20 protein-coding genes and 1 tRNA gene are annotated in these 17,074 nt (G+C 67.7%); 14 read left to right on the top strand and 7 right to left on the bottom strand.

Translation table 11 applies throughout. The annotated features are described in order from the left end of the window. Window positions 1–4: 4 nt before the first annotated feature. Entirely contained in the window at window positions 5–808 is an 804-nt protein-coding gene (locus tag ABZU72_RS08365; RefSeq protein ID WP_355018387.1) for an alpha/beta hydrolase, read from the bottom strand. Window positions 809–918: 110 nt separating this feature from the next. Between ABZU72_RS08365 and ABZU72_RS08370 the strand changes: the two genes are divergently transcribed. From ABZU72_RS08370 to ABZU72_RS08400, 7 genes are all read left to right on the top strand, one after another. Beyond that, a tRNA-Val gene (locus ABZU72_RS08370) sits at window positions 919–993 on the top strand. A 298-nt stretch (window positions 994–1,291) separates the two neighbouring features. Next, a complete protein-coding gene (locus ABZU72_RS08375) occupies window positions 1,292–1,615 on the top strand; it encodes a 2Fe-2S iron-sulfur cluster-binding protein (protein WP_355018388.1) in 324 nt (107 codons plus the stop codon). 72 nt (window positions 1,616–1,687) lie between these two features. Continuing rightward, window positions 1,688–2,968: a Rieske 2Fe-2S domain-containing protein gene (locus ABZU72_RS08380; protein WP_355018389.1), complete on the top strand. Its 1,281-nt coding sequence runs from the start codon at window positions 1,688–1,690 to the stop codon at window positions 2,966–2,968. 15 nt (window positions 2,969–2,983) lie between these two features. Next, window positions 2,984–3,463, top strand: a complete 480-nt coding sequence (locus ABZU72_RS08385) for a hypothetical protein (protein WP_355018390.1) — start codon at window positions 2,984–2,986, stop codon at window positions 3,461–3,463. Next, window positions 3,460–4,290: a 3-methyl-2-oxobutanoate hydroxymethyltransferase gene (locus ABZU72_RS08390; RefSeq protein ID WP_355018391.1), complete on the top strand. Its 831-nt coding sequence runs from the start codon at window positions 3,460–3,462 to the stop codon at window positions 4,288–4,290. Before ABZU72_RS08385 ends, ABZU72_RS08390 begins: the two co-directional genes overlap by 4 nt. Before the next feature lie 18 nt (window positions 4,291–4,308). Then, the gene (locus ABZU72_RS08395; RefSeq protein ID WP_355018392.1) at window positions 4,309–5,157 is read left to right on the top strand and encodes an alpha/beta hydrolase; all 849 of its coding nucleotides are present in this window, start codon (window positions 4,309–4,311) and stop codon (window positions 5,155–5,157) included. Then, on the top strand, window positions 5,154–5,765 hold the full coding sequence (locus ABZU72_RS08400) for a 2,3-diphosphoglycerate-dependent phosphoglycerate mutase (protein WP_355018393.1): 612 nt from the start codon (window positions 5,154–5,156) through the stop codon (window positions 5,763–5,765). Before ABZU72_RS08395 ends, ABZU72_RS08400 begins: the two co-directional genes overlap by 4 nt. Here the strand turns inward: ABZU72_RS08400 and ABZU72_RS08405 are convergent. Next, a complete protein-coding gene (locus ABZU72_RS08405; protein ID WP_355018394.1) occupies window positions 5,735–6,190 on the bottom strand; it encodes an RpiB/LacA/LacB family sugar-phosphate isomerase in 456 nt (151 codons plus the stop codon). The two genes, ABZU72_RS08400 and ABZU72_RS08405, sit on opposite strands and share 31 nt — an antisense overlap. Next, window positions 6,187–7,116, bottom strand: coding sequence for an ABC transporter substrate-binding protein (locus ABZU72_RS08410; RefSeq protein ID WP_355018395.1), 930 nt, complete (start codon window positions 7,114–7,116; stop codon window positions 6,187–6,189). Before ABZU72_RS08410 ends, ABZU72_RS08405 begins: the two co-directional genes overlap by 4 nt. 111 nt (window positions 7,117–7,227) lie before the next feature. Here ABZU72_RS08410 and ABZU72_RS08415 point away from each other — a divergent pair, with 111 nt between their 5' ends. From ABZU72_RS08415 to ABZU72_RS08445, 7 genes are read left to right on the top strand one after another with little or no spacing between them, the layout of a single operon-like run. Then, a complete protein-coding gene (locus tag ABZU72_RS08415) occupies window positions 7,228–8,376 on the top strand; it encodes an alcohol dehydrogenase catalytic domain-containing protein (protein WP_355018396.1) in 1,149 nt (382 codons plus the stop codon). Then, window positions 8,376–9,080 (top strand): 4-carboxy-4-hydroxy-2-oxoadipate aldolase/oxaloacetate decarboxylase, encoded by a 705-nt coding sequence (locus tag ABZU72_RS08420; protein WP_355018397.1) that lies wholly within the window; start codon window positions 8,376–8,378, stop codon window positions 9,078–9,080. Before ABZU72_RS08415 ends, ABZU72_RS08420 begins: the two co-directional genes overlap by 1 nt. Continuing rightward, window positions 9,077–10,093: an amidohydrolase family protein gene (locus ABZU72_RS08425; RefSeq protein ID WP_355018398.1), complete on the top strand. Its 1,017-nt coding sequence runs from the start codon at window positions 9,077–9,079 to the stop codon at window positions 10,091–10,093. The genes ABZU72_RS08420 and ABZU72_RS08425 overlap by 4 nt, the downstream gene beginning before the upstream one ends. Continuing rightward, complete coding sequence (locus ABZU72_RS08430; protein WP_355018399.1) at window positions 10,093–11,079, top strand: ABC transporter substrate-binding protein; 987 nt, start codon at window positions 10,093–10,095, stop codon at window positions 11,077–11,079. Before ABZU72_RS08425 ends, ABZU72_RS08430 begins: the two co-directional genes overlap by 1 nt. 32 nt (window positions 11,080–11,111) lie before the next feature. Next, a complete protein-coding gene (locus tag ABZU72_RS08435) occupies window positions 11,112–11,906 on the top strand; it encodes an ABC transporter ATP-binding protein (RefSeq protein WP_355018400.1) in 795 nt (264 codons plus the stop codon). After that, entirely contained in the window at window positions 11,903–12,736 is an 834-nt protein-coding gene (locus ABZU72_RS08440; protein ID WP_355018401.1) for an ABC transporter permease, read from the top strand. The genes ABZU72_RS08435 and ABZU72_RS08440 overlap by 4 nt, the downstream gene beginning before the upstream one ends. A 29-nt stretch (window positions 12,737–12,765) precedes the next feature. Further along, window positions 12,766–13,755 (top strand): ABC transporter substrate-binding protein, encoded by a 990-nt coding sequence (locus ABZU72_RS08445; protein ID WP_355018402.1) that lies wholly within the window; start codon window positions 12,766–12,768, stop codon window positions 13,753–13,755. Window positions 13,756–13,790: 35 nt separating this feature from the next. On the opposite strand, the gene ABZU72_RS08450 is transcribed toward ABZU72_RS08445, so the two are convergent. Genes ABZU72_RS08450 through ABZU72_RS08465 form a run of 4 tightly spaced genes read right to left on the bottom strand, consistent with a single transcriptional unit; the run spans window position 13,791 to window position 17,041 of the window. Beyond that, the gene (locus ABZU72_RS08450; RefSeq protein WP_355018403.1) at window positions 13,791–14,885 is read right to left on the bottom strand and encodes an extracellular solute-binding protein; all 1,095 of its coding nucleotides are present in this window, start codon (window positions 14,883–14,885) and stop codon (window positions 13,791–13,793) included. Between the two features lie 2 nt (window positions 14,886–14,887). Then, window positions 14,888–15,577, bottom strand: coding sequence for an isochorismatase family protein (locus ABZU72_RS08455; protein ID WP_355018404.1), 690 nt, complete (start codon window positions 15,575–15,577; stop codon window positions 14,888–14,890). Continuing rightward, window positions 15,574–16,194 (bottom strand): isochorismatase family cysteine hydrolase, encoded by a 621-nt coding sequence (locus ABZU72_RS08460; RefSeq protein WP_355018405.1) that lies wholly within the window; start codon window positions 16,192–16,194, stop codon window positions 15,574–15,576. Before ABZU72_RS08460 ends, ABZU72_RS08455 begins: the two co-directional genes overlap by 4 nt. A 13-nt stretch (window positions 16,195–16,207) precedes the next feature. Beyond that, on the bottom strand, window positions 16,208–17,041 hold the full coding sequence (locus ABZU72_RS08465; protein ID WP_355018406.1) for a dienelactone hydrolase family protein: 834 nt from the start codon (window positions 17,039–17,041) through the stop codon (window positions 16,208–16,210). Between the last annotated feature and the right edge of the window lie 33 nt (window positions 17,042–17,074).

Raw genomic sequence — 17,074 nt, forward strand, 5'->3', positions numbered from 1 at the left:
GGGGCTAGGCGACCTGCTCGTCGCGCGGCTGCGTCCGGGCAGTCTCGCGGATGACCTCGGCCACCAGGTCGGGGTCATCGTTCATAGGTACGTGGCCGCAACCCGCAAGCCACCGGTGGGTCGCGTGCGGAAGCTGCCGCGCGGCCACCTTCGCCTGGTAGGGGAGCAGGGTGAGGTCGCGCGACGCCCAGGCGATCGTGGTGGGGACATCGGTCTGCGTCGCTCCGGGGTAGCGGTAGGCACCGCTGAAGAACGTCTTGATCCCCGCGCGCGAGGCGACCATGTTGGCCGTGTCGGCGGCCGCGACGGCAGGGTCGAGCCGCTCCGGGTGGGCGAAGAAGCAGCCCATCGTGACCGTACGCGCCACCCTCGACTGCAGCAGCGACCCCGCCACCGGCGCCAGCGGCCGCGCGACCGCCTGGATCCCGGCGAACAGGCCCCTGACGTAGAGGTAGTCGAGGCCGTTCATCCAGAACCCGGCGGGGGAGAGCGCCGTCACCGACCGCGCGTGCCCGGCATCGGCCATCTCCAGCGCGAGCAGCCCGCCGAGGCTGTTGCCGGCGACGTGCGGCCGCTCGATCCCGAGTTCTTCCCGGAGCTCGTTCAGCTCATGCGCCACCGCCTCCCGCACCGTACGCCCCGCCAGATCGAACGCCGGCGACTCACCGTGCCCCGGCAGATCGATCGTGATCACCTCGAACTCCTCGGCCAGCCGCTCCACCACCCCGCCCCACGCCTGCCTGCGGTGCGCGATGCCATGGATCAGGAGCAGCGGCTCCCCGCTGCCGGTCCGTTCGTACGCGAGCATCTTCGCTCCTTCGGTTGCATCCACGTGTCCTGCCGATGGCCGGGAGCCTACGTCCGGCATGGCCCGAATGTGGGTCCGGTGAGCGGATGCGCTAATGTTTCACCCGCAACGCGTGATTGGCGCAGTGGTAGCGCACCTCGTTCACACCGAGGGGGTCACTGGTTCGAACCCAGTATCACGCACCACCTCGAAAAGGCCGTCTGACCTGCTGAGAAGCAGATCCGGCGGCCTTTCTGATTCGGTCACGCGCCCGGAGCATCGGGAGTTGCCGTGCGGTCGATCTCGGCTTCGACCGCGCTCGTCGATGCCGCTGGCGCGTCCTCGCGCGCCCTCTTCAGCGTTTCCCTGGCCCCGTGGGCGGCCGAGCGCATTCACGTGCTCTCGCCGACCCGCGGCATGACGGCGATCGAGTGGGGTCTAGTGGCACTCGCTTGGCGATGGTATATTGGTAAGGCCATTAGTCATTCGAATAGAGGAGTTGAAGTGCCCAAGGTTGTCTACGTCGACGAATCCGGTGTCGAGCGCGCTGTGGATGCCGCGCTCGGGGACAACGTCATGGCCTCGGCTGTCCGTAACGGGGTCCCCGGGATCGTCGGGGAGTGCGGCGGCAACAACTCGTGCGCGACCTGTCATGTCTGGGTGCGCGAGGAGTTCCTTGATGCGGTCGGCGCTCCCGGCGACCTCGAGGACGACCTCCTCGACCTCGGTGTCGAGGATCGACGGCCTGGAAGCCGCCTGGGTTGCCAGATCGAGATGACGGCCGAGCTGGATGGGCTCGTGGTCGATGTTCCTCCCTCGCAGTACTAGGCCTTGCCTAATGGATTAATGGTCTGATAATTATCTTGATGTGGCAACGGCCACAAGCGAAAGGACGATGTAGTGCTCAGGAAAGAGATCAACGATCTGCTGACGCAGACCGGCCCGGGGACGAAGATGGGCGACCTGTTCCGTCGCTATTGGCAGCCTGTGCTCCTCGCCGAGGAGCTGCCCGACAACGACTGCCCGCCGGTCCGGGTCAAGATTCTCTCCGAGCGGCTGATCGCCATCCGCGACAGTGACGGCAACTACGGCCTGATGGACGAGTTCTGCGCCCACCGCGGTGTGAGCCTGTGGTTCGGCCGCAACGAGGAGGGTGGCCTGCGTTGCCCCTACCACGGTTGGAAGTACGACTACACGGGCCAGGCGATCGAGGTTCCGAGCGAACCGGCCACCAGCAACTTCTGTGAGAACGTCAAGCTCAAGGGCTACCCGCTGGTCAAGCTCGGTGACGTGCTGTGGACCTACATGGGTGACCCGGCCGACCAGCCGCCGCTTCCCGAGTGGGAGGCCTACACGGTTTCCGAGAAGCAGAACTTCACGTCCAAGCGTCTGCAGGAGTGCAACTGGCTGCAGGCACTCGAGGGCGGCATCGACTCCAGCCACGTCACCTTCCTGCACTCGGGCAACCTCAATACCGACCCGCTGTTCAAGGGATCCAAGGGCAACGAGTACAACGCCGGTGACCTCAAGCCGTACTTCGAGGTCGTCGACTACGAGGGCGGCCTGCTCATCGGTGCCCGCCGCAACGCGGAGGAGGGCCACTACTACTGGCGCGTGACGCCGTGGGTGCTGCCCAACTTCACCATGGTCCCGCCGCGCGCCGACCATCCGATGCACGGCCACTTCTGGGTGCCGATCGACGACGACAACTGCTGGGCATGGAGCTTCGACTACCACCCCACCCGCGAGCTCACTGACACCGAGGTCGAGGCGATGCGCGCAGGCAAGGGTGTCCACAGCGCCAACGACGATGCCTACCGCCCGCTTGCCAACAAGGACAACGACTATCTGATGGACCGCGAGGCCCAGCGCCGCGGTGAGACGTACTCCGGGATCCACGGCATCGCGCTGCAGGACTCCTCCTTGCAGGAGTCGATGGGGCCGGTTGTCGACCGGACCAAGGAACGACTCGTCGCAACGGACGCCGGCATCATCAAGGCCCGTCAGAAGCTCCGCAAGGCCGCTCTGGCTCTGGCCGAGGGGGTCGAGCCCATCGGCAACCGCCCAGAGGACCAGAAGGTGCGTTCGGTTGCCATCGTGTTGCCCAAGGATCAGCCCTTCGTCGAAGGTATCGGCGAGGCGATGGTCGCCAAGCCGGGCGTTCCGCAGACCACGGTCTGAGTAGGAGCTGTGTCTGTGTCAACGCCTGTGCCGATCAGCAGCTCCGCTCGTGCGACGACGACGGAGGAAGCCCGATACCGCATCGACTACCCGCTCGCGGCGGCACGCAACACCCGTGTGGTCGCCCTGGACGAGGCCGCAGAGATGATCGTCCGCGCGGCCTCGGAAGAGGACTGGGGGCAGGCTCGTTTCTATGTCGCGTACGACCCCGGACACGATCTGATCACCATGGCTGGTGAGACGGTCCCGCTCGCCGGCGAGCTCGAGCAGAGCAACACCGTCGTGATGGTCTCCACCGCGGGTGAGAACTCGGAGGCGGCCGCCACCATCGGTGCGGCTTGCAAGGTTCGCGGCATCATGACGGCCGGCCTGGTCATCACGCCGGGCAGGCTGAGCAGCGAAGCCCTGCTCACGCTACGGCCGTACGCCCGGATCCTGCTGGTGCCCGCCGACGAGGACGACCTGGTCGAGCTGCTGAGGGCGACGCGCGCATGAGCATCGAGAAGGTCACGCTGCAGCGACTGCAGGAGATGAAGCGAGCAGGCGAGAAGAGTGTCTGCGTCGTCGCCTGGGACTACCAGATGGCCCGGATCGCCGACAGGGCAGGCGTCGACATCATCTCGGTCGGCGATACCGTCGGCGCCAACCTCTGGGGTCACGACAACCCGCTCGAGGTCACGCTCGAGGAGATGATCGTCGTGGCGAAGGCCGTGCGCCGAGGTGTCACGCGCGCTCTGGTGAGCGTCGACTTCCCCTACGGTCCTCTCCAGGAAGGCACCGGCGCTGCGGTGAGGGCAGCGATCAGACTGGTCAAGAAGACCGGCGTCGATCTGGTCAAGCTCGACGGTGCGGCCGACTACCCGGAGGCGGTCGAGGCGATCGTGCGTGCCGGGATCCCGGTCTTCGCCCAGTTCGGCATCACCCCGCAGACCGCTCTTCGCTATGGCGTCGCCTATACCGGCGCCGCAACAGGCGCGATCCCCGAGGAGATGCAGGCCGAGATGGTCGTCGATGCCAAGCGGCTCGTCCGTGCCGGCGCCTCGCTGCTCAACTTCACCAACTCCGGCCCCGTGGTCGGGCCGGCCGTGGTGGCCGCTGTCGACGTACCGGTGCTCGGTGGCTTCGGCGGTGGACCCTGGCTGGACGGCCGGATCCGGATGGCGACCGCTGCCATCGGCTACCACGAGAAGTGGCTCGACTCCGAGCCGGACACCTACGCCAACGTGGCCAGGACGGCGTACGACGCACTGACCGAGTACGCCTCCGACGTCCGTGCCGCCCGCCAGATCCGTGGCGGCGTCCCGGTACCACCGTCCACCTGAGAACCAGGAGAGCAGCGCATGCCGTACGTCGACATCGACGGCATCAGGACCCGCTACGAGACCGTCGGTGACGGCCCGCCGATCCTGATGTTCAGCCCGGGCGGGTTCGACTCGAGCCTCGACAACTGGACCCACTTCGGCCGCTACCGCGACCTCGGGTTCGTGGACGCGTTCAAGGACCGCTACACCTGTGTGGTCTTCGACCGTCGGGAGTCGGGGCAGTCGAGCGGCCGCGTGGAACGGCTCGACTGGCCGGTCTACGTGACCCAGGCGCTCGGCCTCCTCGATCACCTGGGGATCGAGCGGGCGCACACGATGGGCGGTTGTGTGGGCTGCTCCACCGCTGCCGCGCTCGCGGTCGCGGCTCCCGACCGGGTGCGGAGCATGGTGCTCTTCTCCCCGGCCGGTGGGCCGCGTTACCGCCAGGCGCAGCACCGCCGTTTCGTCCAGCACCTCGCCTACGTCGCCGAGCACGGCCTGCCCGCGGTCGTCGACTTGGCGCGCTCGACGACCGCGGGCTTCAGCAAGGACCCGCGCGTGGGGCCGTGGGCGGCGCCGCTGCGCACCGACGAGGCGTTCGCGAAGGAGTACGCCACGATCGATCCGGTGCGCTACGACCTGATCGTGACCGCCACCGTTCGCGGGCTCTTCGACCGGGACACCGTGCCCGGGGTCGAGGCCGAGGACCTGATGACCCTCGAGGTACCGGCCCTGATCGTGCCGGGACAGGACGTCTCACACGCTCCCTCGGCGGCGCGCTACCTCGAGGAGTGCCTGCCGGTGCACGACTACTGGGACGTCCCGGTCGTCGAGCAGACTCCGGAGACCGCGCCGGCGCGCATCTTGGCCTTCTTGGACCGGCATTGACCCTCGTCGTGCTGCGCCACGGCGAGAGCGAGTGGAACGCCGCGGACCGGTTTGCTGGCTGGGTCGATGTCGGGCTCACCGCGACCGGGCGCGACGAGGCGCGTACGGCCGGCCGACTGCTCCTCGCCGATGGTCTGGTCCCGGACATGGTGCACACCTCCCGGCTGGCTCGCGCGGTCGACACCGCCGACCTCGTGCTGGAGAGCTGCGGTGGTCCGGACGTGGGTGCCCTGCGGACCGAGTTGCTCAACGAGCGGCACTACGGGGCGCTCCAGGGGATGCGCCGCGCCGACGCGGTCGCGCGCTACGGCGCCGGGCCGGTCGCTCGCTGGCGACGCAGCATCGATGGCCGGCCGCCGCGCGATGCCGAGGGTCGGGCCGAGAGCCTCGCCGACGTATTCGCCCGGCTGGAGCCGTACGTGGTCAGCATCCTGTTGCCGCAGGTCGCCGCGGGCTGCACCGTGCTCGTCGTCTCGCACGGCAACACCATCCGGATGCTGCGGCGGCTGGTCGAGGGGCTGACCGACGAGCAGGCCTGCGCCTTGGAGGTGCCCACCGGCCGGGCCGTCGTGATCGCTCAACGCCCGGTCTCGTGCGCCTCGATCTGAGCCAGCCGCTCGGCATGCACGCCGCGCTTGAAGGGCGTGCGCAGCCAGATCTCGACCAGCTCGAGCGCGGCAGTGTCGTCGAGTGCCTTGGCTGGGACGATCATGACGTTGGCGTCGTTGTTGCCGCGGGAGATCTCGGTGGCCCAGCGGGACCAGGCGATGCCCGCGCGGATGCCGGGACGCCGGTTGCAGGCGATCGACTCGCCGGAGCCGCTGCCGCCGATGATGATCCCGCCGTCGGCGCGTCCCGTGAGGATGTCGTCGCACACGGCGGCACACAGCGGCGGGTAGTGCACCTCGCCGGCCGCGGCGTCGGCGCCGTGGTCGGTCAGTTGGTGCCCGGCCGCCGACAGGCGCTCGACGACGAGAGCCTTGAGCGCGACGCCGTTGTGGTCGGCGGCGACCGCCAGTCGTCGCGGGGTCATCCCTCAAGCCCGAGGGTCTCGGCGGCGAACACGTCCTCGAGCGCGAGCGGCCTGGTCAGGATCCCCTGCGCGATCGCGTTCTCCATGAGCTTCTCCAGGACGGCGCGGTTGGCCTCGACCCCGTAGGGCAGCGGGTCGACCTGGCCGGTGACCTCGGTGAACCTCAGGAAGCTGCGGTCCTGCTTCGTCTCCGCGAGCCCGTCCTGGAGTCGCGCGACGTATCTGCGTTTGGCCTCGGCGAAGGCGTCGAAGATCGCCGTCGCCAGGCCGGGGTTCGCCTCGAGCAGCTCGTCACGGACCACGACGAGATGGTTGACCGGCACGAAACCGGTCTCCTTCAGCGAGTCCCAGGCGGCGCTCTCCGGTAGGAGGGAGACGACGGTGTCGTTCTCGATGCCCGCGTTGACGACCGCGTCGAGCTCGCCGGAGAGCAGCATCTCCTCCAGGGTGCGGTCCACGGGAGCGGCCTCGACATTGGCCGGCGGAACGTACGTCGCCACGTGCTCGTCGCCGGAGAGAACCCAGGTGACCGAGGACAGGTCGAGGCCGGCGTCGGCGAGGGCCGCTCGGGCCCAGACGCCTGCGGTGACGGTGTAGCCGCGGTTCACGCCGACGCGCTTGCCAGCCAGATCGGCGGTGGTCCTGACGGGCCCGTCCGCGAGCACCTGGGTCTTGCCGTGGTGGAAGTCACGGACGATGAAGATCGGCAGCGCGGTGAACTTCGCACCATGCTCCTTGGCAGTCAGGTAGGTCGTCACGGCGAGCTCGGCGACGTCGTACTCGTCGTCGCGCACCATCTTGCGGAAGCCCTTGACGAGGACGGGCTCGTCGGCGAACGACAGCGTCCAGCCGTCCGGTTCGACCTCGTGTGAGATCAGCGCTTGGTTTGCGCCCTGGGCGCGGGTGAGGGTCTTCAGCTCCGGCATCGGCTCTCCTGACTGAGACGGGGGGAGAGGAGCAGCGGGTGACCCCTCTCACATTTGAATGATAGTGTTGGTCATACCATTCTGCCAATGCCAGTTCACGAGGGAGAGTCCATGACCGACAAGGTGCTCGCGGCAGTCCGCACCGCACCCGGCACGACCGAGATGCGCGAGTTCGACAGGCCCCGGATCGATGCCGACTCGGCCCTGCTCCGGGTCGAGGTCGCAGGCATCTGCGGCACCGACGTGAAGCTCTACTCCAGCCCGCCGACCACCCCCGCCACCAAGGGCGAGGTGATCATGGGCCACGAGAACGTCGGGGTCATCGCCGAGGCCGGCGAGAACTTCCTGCGCCGCCACGACGTCGAGATCGGCGACCGCATCTTCCTGGAGCACTACGTGGCCTGCTTCAGCTGCGAGTGGTGCCGGATCGGCGAGTACCGCCACTGCGAGGCGACCGACTGGCGCACCAACCCCGACGCCCGCCGCTTCGGCTACACCTCCACCGGCTTCGAGGGTGCCCTGTGGGGCGGCTTCTCGGAGTACATGTACCTGCCCTGGAACTCGGTGATGCACAAGATCCCGGATTCCATCACGGCCGAGGAGGCCGGCCTGGTGATGCCGCTGTCCAACGGCATCGAGTGGGCGCTGCTCACCGCTGGGGTCGGTTACAACGACACCGTCCTGATCCAGGGCCCCGGCCAGCAGGGGCTCGCCCAGTTGGTCGCCGCCAAGACCGCCGGTGCCGCCCAGGTGATCGTCTCGGGCACCACGCGCGATGCGAAGCGCTTCGAGCTCGCGAAGGAACTCGGCGCCGACGCGGTCGTCGACGTCCTCACGGAGGACCCGCGCGAGAAGGTCATGGACCTGACCGACGGCCGCGGTGTCGACTTCGTCCTCGACTGCACCTCCCGCGCCGGCACGGCCCCGGTGCTGCTGGGCGTCGATGTTCTCAAGCGCCGAGAGGGCACCCTGCTCATTCAGGGTGAACTTGCCGCTTTCCCCGACTTCCCGGTCAAGAAGGTCACCGAGAAGTCGATCACGATCAAGTCCGCCCGTGGCCACTCCTTCAACGCCTGCGAGCTGGCGGTCGCCCAACTCGCTTCGCACCGCTACCCATTGGAGAAGCTGGCCACGCATCGCTACGGCATCGACCAGGTCGACCACGCCATCCGCGTGCTCGCGGGGGAGACCGACGAAGATGCGATCCACGTCTCGATGATGCCCGACATGATCGGCCAGGCCGGCGGGGCGGTGCGCTGATGCCCGTCGTCGTCACCAACCCTCCGCGCGCAGGCCGCGAGACGGTGGATGCGCTGGCTGCGTACGGGGTCGCCACCGTCCACGAGGCACAGAATCGCATCGGCCTGCTCGGGTCGCACCTGACCCCGATCCAGCACGGCGTACGCATTGCCGGAAACGCGGTCACGGTCACCGTCGCGCCCGGCGACAACACCACCATCGGCGTCGCAGTCGAGCAGTGCGCCGAGGGCGATGTCCTCGTCGTCGCGCCGACCGCGCCATGCGACATGGGCTACTTCGGCGACCTGCTCGCCACCTCGCTCAAGGCCCGCGGCGTACGCGGCCTGGTGATCGAGGCGGGCGTACGCGATGTCGCCGACCTCAACGAGATGGACTTCCCGGTCTGGTCGAAGGCGGTCTCGGCCGAAGGCACCGGCAAGGGCACCGTCGGCGACGTCAACGTGCCGATCAGCATCGCCGGTCGCATCGTCAACCCCGGCGACGTCATCGTCGCCGATGACGACGGGGTCGTCGCCGTCCCGAGGCTGCGCGCCGCGGCCGTGCTCGCCGCCTCGACCGCGCGCGAGGAGAAGGAGGCGACGGCGCGGGCCCGATACCAGGCAGGCGAGATCGCGCTCGACGTCAACAACATGCGTCCGATGGTCGAGAAGGCGGGCACCCGCTACATCGACTACGAGGACTGGGTTAAGGAGCAGCAGGCATGATCATAGACGTCCACGGCCACTACACGACCACGCCGCGAGAGCACCAGGACTTCCGCGACGGTCTGCTCGCCAGGCTCGCCGATCCCTCGGCGCCGGTGCCTTACCCGGCACAGATCAGCGACGACCAGATCCGGGAGAGCGTCGAGCACAACCAGCTCAAGATCCTGCGCGAGCGCGGCGCCGACTTCATGTTGTTCTCGCCGAAGGCCTCCGGCATGGAGCACCACGTCCCTGACCGCGACGTGGCGGTCCACTGGGCCCGCACCTGCAACGACCTGGTCCACCGGGTCACCGAGCTCTTCCCGGCCAACTTCGCTGCCGTCGCTCAGCTGCCACAGACGCCGGGGGGTTCCCTGGGGCGGGTGGTAAAGGAGATCCGCAGAGTGGTCACCGAACTCGGGTTCGTCGGGGTCAACCTCAACCCTGACCCATCCGGCACCTGGGCGGGCGTCCCGCTGAGCGACCCGTACTGGTTCCCGGTCTTCGAGACGCTCGAGGAGCTGGATGTCCCGGCGATGGTCCACGTCTCGAGCGCCTGCAACCCCAACTTCCACACCCTCGGCGCCCACTACCTCAACGCTGACACGAGCGTCTTCGTGCAGTTGCTCCAGTCGGACCTGTTCGAGCGGTTCCCCGGGCTCCGGTTCGTGATCCCGCACGGCGGGGGAGCGGTGCCCTACCACTGGGGCCGCTACCGCGGTCTCGCGATGCGCTACGGCTGGCAGGACCCGGCCGAGCTGCTCGACAACGTCTTCTTCGACACCGCCGTCTACCACCAGCCCGGCATCGACCTGCTCACCCGGGTGATCCCCGCGGACAACATCCTGTTCGCCGCCGAGATGCTGGGCGCCGTACGTGGTGCCGACCCGGAGACCGGCTTGGAGTGGGACGACACCCTGCAGTACGTCGAAGCCTCCGGCCTGAAGCGGGAGGAGCTCACCAAGATCTATGAGGCGAATGCGCGCCGGGTCTACCCGCGCCTGGACCAGCGCCTGACCGCGATGGGGCGCTGATGGGGAACCTCCATCTCTCCTTCGCCTGCGGCGACTACGACCGCACCCGGGCCCTCGAGGATGGGTCCGTCCGCGCGGACGGCATCGACCTGACGTACCTCCGTCTGCCGGTCGAGGAAACCTTCTTCCGGATGGCACGACACCAGGAGTTCGACGTCGCTGAGATGTCGCTGTCGACCTACCTGGCGACCCTGGATCGCGACCCGGTCCCGTTCGTGGCGCTGCCGGTCTTCACCTCGCGGCAGTTCCGTCACGGTGGGATCTTCGTCAACGCCGAGTCCGGTATCGAGAAACCCTCGGACCTGCGCGGGAAGAAGGTCGGCAACGCCGAGTTCCAGCTGACGGCGAACGTCTGGATCCGCGGAATCCTGGCCGACGAGTACGACGTCCCGCTGGACTCGGTCACCTATCTCACCGGCGGTCAGGAGGCACCCGGCCGGATCGAGAAGGGCGCGATCAGCACCCGCTTCGAGGTGACCCCGATCCCGCCCGACCGGACGCTCAACGAGATGCTCCATGCCGGTGAGATCGACGCGTTCTACGGTCCCCGGATCCCGAGCTCGTTCGGGCGCGGCGACGGCCGTGTCCGCCGGCTCTTCCCGGACATGGTGTCCGCGGAGAAGGACTACTACGCCAGCACCGGGATCTTCCCGATCATGCACGTGGTGGCGGTCCGGCGCGAGGTCTATGAGCGGTACCCGTGGGTCGCCCAGTCGCTGACCAAGGCGCTCGACATCGCCAAGAACCAGGCGTACGACCGGATCTATGACGCCTCCGCGCTGCGGTTCATGGAGCCCTGGCTGATGCCTCACCTCGAGGAGGCACGCGGGCTGCTCGGCCAGGACTACTGGTCCTACGGCCTGGAGGCGAACCGGCACGTCCTCGATGTCTTCTGTCGCTACCACCACGATCAGGGACTCTCCTCCCGGCCTCGGACCGCCGATGAGCTGTTTGCGCCCGAGGCGACCGAGTCCTTCGTCATCTGAGACCGCCCCACCCCCACCAGAAAGGCAGCGCCTTGGAAGCAACCGCCAGTCACCTGCTTGCACGTGACCTGCTCATTCAGTATGCGAAACCGGGCACGGACGAGGTCGTCACGGCCGTAGATTCCGTCGACCTCGAGATCAGTCGCGGCGACTTCGTGTGCCTCGTCGGTCCCTCTGGCTGCGGCAAGACGACGGTGCTGAACGCAGTCGCGGGCTTCGTCCCGACCAGTGGGGGAGAGCTGACCCTCGATGGGCGCGTCATCCCGGGGCCAGGCCCCGACCGGGCGATGGTCTTCCAGCAGCCCAACCTGCTGCCCTGGCGATCCGTGCTCGCGAACGTCACCTACGGGCTCGAGATTTCGAAGGCCTGGTCGAAGACGGAGGCCCGCGAGCGCGGCATGGAGCTGATCGAGCTGGTCGGGCTCACCGATGCGGCGAGCTCCTTTCCGAGCCAGCTCTCCGGCGGCATGCAGGCACGGGTCAACCTGGCCCGCGCGCTCGCCGTCGACCCGGAGATCCTGCTGCTCGATGAGCCGTTCGCGGCCATCGATGCACAGACCCGCGAGATTCTCCAGGCCGAGCTGCTGCGGGTGTGCGCGGCCCGGGACGTCACCGCGCTGTTTGTCACCCACGACATCTCCGAGGCGGCCTTTCTCGCCGACCGGGTCGCCGTCTTCAGCCCTCGACCCGGCCGCATCGTCCAGGAGATCACGGTGCCCTGGGAGCGCCCTCGGGCGCAGGGCATCAGGCGTACGAGGGAGTTCGCCGACCTGCACGACGAGATCGCCGACGTGCTGTACGCCGCCAAGGAAGGAGCCCGATCATGAGCACGACGACCACGGTGAAGTCGCCACCACAGGCGAGCACCCCGGCCGGCGGAAGGCCAGCGCGCAGGCCGTGGCTGTCGCCGAAGTTCGTCGTGGGAACCGCAGCGGTACTCACCGCGCTCGTCGCCTGGCAGGTGGTCGTGCTGCTGGAGATCAAGCCACGTGGCGTACTCCCAGGGCCATTCGACGTGCTCGACGAGGGCGTCTCCATGTTCCAGCAGGCGTCCTTCTGGGCGGACATGGGGGCCAGCTTCCAAGAGCTGGTGATCGGACTCTTCTTCGCCGTGCTCGTCGGGCTGCCGCTGGGACTGCTGATCGGCTGGTATCGGCCGGTCGACTGGGCACTGTCGCCGTTCATCACGTTCCTCTACGCGACGCCGCGCATCGCCATGACACCGCTCATCATCGTCTTCTTCGGGTTCGGCATCACACCGAAGGTCATCATCGTGTTCCTGATGTCGGTCTTCCCGATCCTCATCAACACGGCGCAGGGCATGCACGCCCTCGAGCAGGGCGTCGTGCGGGTGGCCCAGTGCTTCGGCGCCAGCGACCTCCAGCTCTTCCGCACCGTCGCGCTGCCGGGCACCGTCCCCTTCATCGCGGGCGGCCTACGGCTCGCGGTTGGCCAGGCGCTCATCGGCGTCTACGTCGCCGAGCTGAGCGGTGCCCAACACGGCGTCGGGATGATGATGAACACCGCTGCCCAGCAGTACCAGTCGTCGAAGATCTTCGTCGGCCTCTTCGTCTTCGCGATCACCGGCGTGGCGCTTACGGCGCTCCTGCGCCGTGTGGAGGCGCACTTCGCATCCTGGCGCCCCGCCAGCCACTGACCGTCCAACCCCACGACAAGGAGAGACAGATGAACCAAGGAACCTGGATGAAGCGAGGTGTCGTCGCAGCGGCCCTGATCGCGGTCGCCTCAGCCACACTCACCGCCTGCGGCGGCGACGAGTCGGCGGACGGCCTCACCACTATCAAGGTGAGCTACAGCGAGAAGGTGGCCGACAACCTGCCGCTGTGGGCCGCGAAGGAGCAAGGCTTTTTCGAGGCGCATGGCCTCGAGGTCGAGCTCGTCAACCTGGACAGTGAGAAGGGCTTCCCGGCGTTGCTGTCCGGCCAGGTCGACATGGCCGCCATCGGTGGCACTCAGGTCGTCTCGGCCGCTGCGGCGGGAAACGACGTCAAGATCCTCGGCGCGGCCACACCTGTGCTGCCCTTCGAGCTGTATGCGGACGTGGCCACCGGCGTAGAGCTGAAGGGCAAGAAGGTCGGCTACACCTCGAAGAGCGGTTCGCAGTACGTCGGCACGGTCGAGGCGATCAAGGCTGCCGGCTTGGAACCGTCGGACGTCGACCTGGTGCCCTTGGGCAACGTGTCCAACGTCAACAACGCACTGCTGAGCGGGGCCATCGACGCGGCCGCGACGCATCCGCCGGCGAGCTTGCAGTTCAAGAACGCGGGTCTGCACCGGCTGGTGGACCTGGCCAAGGAGGACATCCCGTACATGAACGTCAGCTACGTCGCACTGACCTCCTACAACGAGGATCACCCGGAGGTGTTGGACCAGTTCTTCGCTGCCTTGAAGCAGGGCACGGACTTCGTACAGGGCAACCAGAAGGGCGCCACTCGGATCCTCGGCGACTACCTCGGTGAGGACGATCAGGCGGCACTGGATGACGCATGGAACTACTACACCTCCGAGGTCATCCAGGAGGCTCCACTCGCTTCGCCGGAGCAGCTGGAACTATCGGTGGAGTTCCTGGATGGGTCCGTCGAGGGGGTCAAGGACGTGGACCTTGATGGCTTGATCGACCCCTCCCACGTAGAGAAGGCATTCGGGACCAGCTGACTCCCCGAACCCGGCGGTCGCGTCGGCGGGCGGCATCAACCACCGACCAGGTCACGGTACTTGTCGTCCCAGTACTCGTACCGGTCGCCGGTCATCTCCTCCTCCGGGACGCCGATCGTCTCGACCTCGTCGATCGGTGAGGGAACTCCCTCCACGGTCGGGATCCGGTGGACGTTGGCGATGGTCTGCTGCCCCTCGCTGAGCACGTAGTCCATGAACAGCATGGCGGCCGCAGGGTGCTCGGCCGCCGACATGAGGCCGGCGCCGTTGGGACGGACCACGACGGGCTCCACGTGCTGACCGTCGGGGTTCCACGCCACCGGGGCACCGTTGTCGGCGGAGGCGCCGTCGACGGTGTGCTGGTAGATCGAGAGGGCGATGTCGAGCTTGCCGGCCGAGAGCATGTCACCCATCGTGCTGTGCCCCTTCTCGACCGAGGCGTTGGCCGCGATGCCGGCCCACATCCTGTCGACCTCCTGCTCGCTCATGCCCCGGTCGAGGTAGTAGGTAGAGACGGCGGCGTACCAGTCGATGTCGCTGAGCTCGAGCGAGATGAGGCCCTTCCACTTCGGGTCGGCGAAGTCCTTGATCTCCTTCGGCAGGTCTGTGGCCTCGACCTTGTCGGTGTTCCAGCCGACGACGAACGCGTTGAAGTAGTGGGAGGTCCAGCCGTCCATCTGGCCGTCCTGACGGACGGCATCGCGGTACTCGCTCTCGTAGTCGTAGAGGAAGCCCTGGTCGGCCATGATGTTGAGCTCGTTGGCGTTGTTGTCGACGAAGTCGACCTTGAGCTTGCCCGCGCTCCCTTCGGTGAGGAGCTTCTGCAGCACCGTCTCGGAGTTGCCGCGAGTGAGCTCGACATCGATGTCGTACTCCTCCTCGAAGCCCGCGATGATCGCCTCCATGTCGGTGTTCGAGGTGTAGACGGTCAGCTGGCCCTCCTCCTCGGCGAGCTCGGTCAGCTCCGCCTCGCGTTCCTGGCCGCTGAGGCTGTTGATCCTGTCGTAGACAGCCGTCGCGTCCGCGTTCGCCTCCGGCGCGCTGCCAGCGACGGGGCTGCCGCCACATCCGGTCACGAGTAGTGCGAGAGCGAACGTTCCGGCCGTTCCCGCGAGAACCTGGTGCTTCATCCTCAACTCCATTTCTTCTCGAGCTCGTCGACCGACAGCACGTCGGCGTACTTGGTGGCCATGTCGAAGAGGTTGTTGCAGTGCGCGAACCAGGACCGGTCGAAGCACGCGTCGTCGACGACGAAGGTGCTGAAGCCGTTCGAGCACGAGTCGACGGCCGTTGCCCGGACACACCCGGAGGTCGATACGCCGCAGACGATGACCGACTCGACCTTCTCGCGCACGAGGAAGACCGAGAGCGGCGTCTGGAAGAACGCACTCGCCTTGGCCTTCTCGAGCACCCAGTCGCCTGTCTCGGGAGCGATCGTGCCCGGAAAGTCGCCGAAGCCGTCCGCGAGCCTGGCGCCGGTCCTGGGCTTCTTCGTCGCTCGACCGACGAAGGCCTGGTCGTTCGCGCTCGAGCGGGTGTAGACGACGGGCATGCTCTTGCTGCGTACGAGCTCGATCAGCCGGGCGATGTGCGGCATCGCCTCCCACGCCGAGGGGCCAGCCGCGGTGGAGTACTCCTGCCGTGCCTCATCGAGGGTCAGACCCGCCGACCCCGTGAACCCGTACGTCACGTCGACGACGATCAGCGCCGACCTCTGCCCGAGCCCGAGTCGCCCGGCACCGAGCGCGCCAGCCTCATGCTCGGGCACGTTCTGGGTCCATCGCTTCATCACCGCGCCCTCCGGTGTCGTCCGGTCGCTCACGCGCCGAGCGCTTCGACGACCTGGTCGAGGGTGCGTACGTTGACCATGCGCGGGAACACCTTGCGCATGAAGAACTCGCGCTGCTCGAGGAAACCGTTGCAGCAGTCCTCGACGACAGTGACTTGGAAGTCCATGTCGCGGGCGTCGTACGCCGTGGAGGCGATGCCGACATGGACCGAGCCGCCGACGAGCATGATCCGCTCGATCCCGCGACTGCGGAGGGATACCTCCAGGTGCGTGCCGTGGAAGGCCGACCAGCGATGCTTGGGCACGTCGTAGTCGCCGGGCTGTGGCGCCAGCTCGGCGAGCACCTGGTACTCGGGGGAGCCGCTGTCGTGGGGTGGGTTGTGCTTGATCGGGTTCTCCGGTCCCCAGGGCGTGAAGGATGAGTCGGTGTCGGCGATCGACCGCGCGAAGTCGGCGCCGTCGATGCGGTGGTCGGCCCGGGCGTAGAAGATCGGGGTTCCGACCGAGCGGCACGCCGCGATCAGCTTGGCGGTCGTCAGGTGCGATCCGGCTTCCTCGATCGCTGGGCGGTAGGCCTCGAGCATGTCGAAGACGACGAGCGCCGTGCGGGCGGGATCGTAGGAGGTGATCGGTTGGGTGGGGCGGTCCATGAAGGTGTCTCCCTCAGTGCAGTCGGGGGTTGCTGGCGAAGTCGTAGTCGGTGGCGTACGCCGAGGTGAACGACCAGGTGACCTGGTTGTCGTCGGTGCCACTGAGCCGCTCGTGCAGCCAGCGGGTAATGGTCTCGAACGATTCGGTGGCCTCCTGCTCACGGAAGCGGCCCGGCATGGTGTCGTTGAGCCACCCGTGCGGCATGTCGGGGTAGAGCACGAAGTCGTAGCTGCGGCTGGCGTCCTCGATCAGGTTGCGCACAGCGCGCACGTCGTCGACCGACATCGTGTGGTCCTTCTCGCCCCACAGACCCAGAACGGGCGAGGTGCCGGCCCGGATAATCTTGTCGTACGGCGCCGAGCGCAGGTCGCCGATCTCGTACTCGCGCGCCTGCGCCCCGCCGTAGAGCATGACGACGGCGTTGATGTCGTCCCGCTCGGCATCGGCTACCAGACCGTAGCTTCCGGTACGGCACACGCCGATCACCGCGACGGGCGAGTCGTCGCTGCAGCCCTCGAGCGTGCGGGCGTACGTGATCGCCGCGTCGATGTGGCGAAGTGCCGCTGCGTCGGAGATCTCCGGGAGCCGCTCTTCCTCGCCGGTGAGCTCTACATCGGCGTAGAAGTCCGGAGCCACCGTGACCAGCCCGGCGTCGGCGAACCTGTCGGCCAGCTCGACGGTGTGCTGGACGACACCGTAGCGCTCGTGGCACTGGATGAGGATCGGCCGCGGGGCCGTCGCGGGTACAGACGGGACCGCCGCGTACCCCCACGAGACAGGCCCCAACGGGGTGAGCTCGCGAGGATCGATCCGGTCAGAGGGGCCTCGCTCCTCCTTCGGGAGCATCGGGGGGACGCCTTCGGGTTCGATGCACATGCA

The sequence above is a fragment of the Nocardioides sp. NPDC004968 genome (assembly GCF_040608935.1).
In the GTDB taxonomy this organism is placed as follows: domain Bacteria; phylum Actinomycetota; class Actinomycetes; order Propionibacteriales; family Nocardioidaceae; genus Nocardioides.

What these genes read in the sequence shown, in the direction of transcription:
- ABZU72_RS08365 (WP_355018387.1), bottom strand. Translation starts at nt 808, where the DNA reads ATGCTCGCGTACGAACGGACCGGCAGCGGGGAGCCGCTGCTCCTGATC.
- ABZU72_RS08390 (WP_355018391.1), top strand. Translation starts at nt 3,460, where the DNA reads ATGAGCATCGAGAAGGTCACGCTGCAGCGACTGCAGGAGATGAAGCGA.
- ABZU72_RS08395 (WP_355018392.1), top strand. Translation starts at nt 4,309, where the DNA reads ATGCCGTACGTCGACATCGACGGCATCAGGACCCGCTACGAGACCGTC.
- ABZU72_RS08405 (WP_355018394.1), bottom strand. Translation starts at nt 6,190, where the DNA reads ATGACCCCGCGACGACTGGCGGTCGCCGCCGACCACAACGGCGTCGCG.
- ABZU72_RS08410 (WP_355018395.1), bottom strand. Translation starts at nt 7,116, where the DNA reads ATGCCGGAGCTGAAGACCCTCACCCGCGCCCAGGGCGCAAACCAAGCG.
- ABZU72_RS08415 (WP_355018396.1), top strand. Translation starts at nt 7,228, where the DNA reads ATGACCGACAAGGTGCTCGCGGCAGTCCGCACCGCACCCGGCACGACC.
- ABZU72_RS08420 (WP_355018397.1), top strand. Translation starts at nt 8,376, where the DNA reads ATGCCCGTCGTCGTCACCAACCCTCCGCGCGCAGGCCGCGAGACGGTG.
- ABZU72_RS08425 (WP_355018398.1), top strand. Translation starts at nt 9,077, where the DNA reads ATGATCATAGACGTCCACGGCCACTACACGACCACGCCGCGAGAGCAC.
- ABZU72_RS08430 (WP_355018399.1), top strand. Translation starts at nt 10,093, where the DNA reads ATGGGGAACCTCCATCTCTCCTTCGCCTGCGGCGACTACGACCGCACC.
- ABZU72_RS08440 (WP_355018401.1), top strand. Translation starts at nt 11,903, where the DNA reads ATGAGCACGACGACCACGGTGAAGTCGCCACCACAGGCGAGCACCCCG.
- ABZU72_RS08445 (WP_355018402.1), top strand. Translation starts at nt 12,766, where the DNA reads ATGAACCAAGGAACCTGGATGAAGCGAGGTGTCGTCGCAGCGGCCCTG.
- ABZU72_RS08450 (WP_355018403.1), bottom strand. Translation starts at nt 14,885, where the DNA reads ATGAAGCACCAGGTTCTCGCGGGAACGGCCGGAACGTTCGCTCTCGCA.
- ABZU72_RS08460 (WP_355018405.1), bottom strand. Translation starts at nt 16,194, where the DNA reads ATGGACCGCCCCACCCAACCGATCACCTCCTACGATCCCGCCCGCACG.
- ABZU72_RS08465 (WP_355018406.1), bottom strand. Translation starts at nt 17,041, where the DNA reads ATGCTCCCGAAGGAGGAGCGAGGCCCCTCTGACCGGATCGATCCTCGC.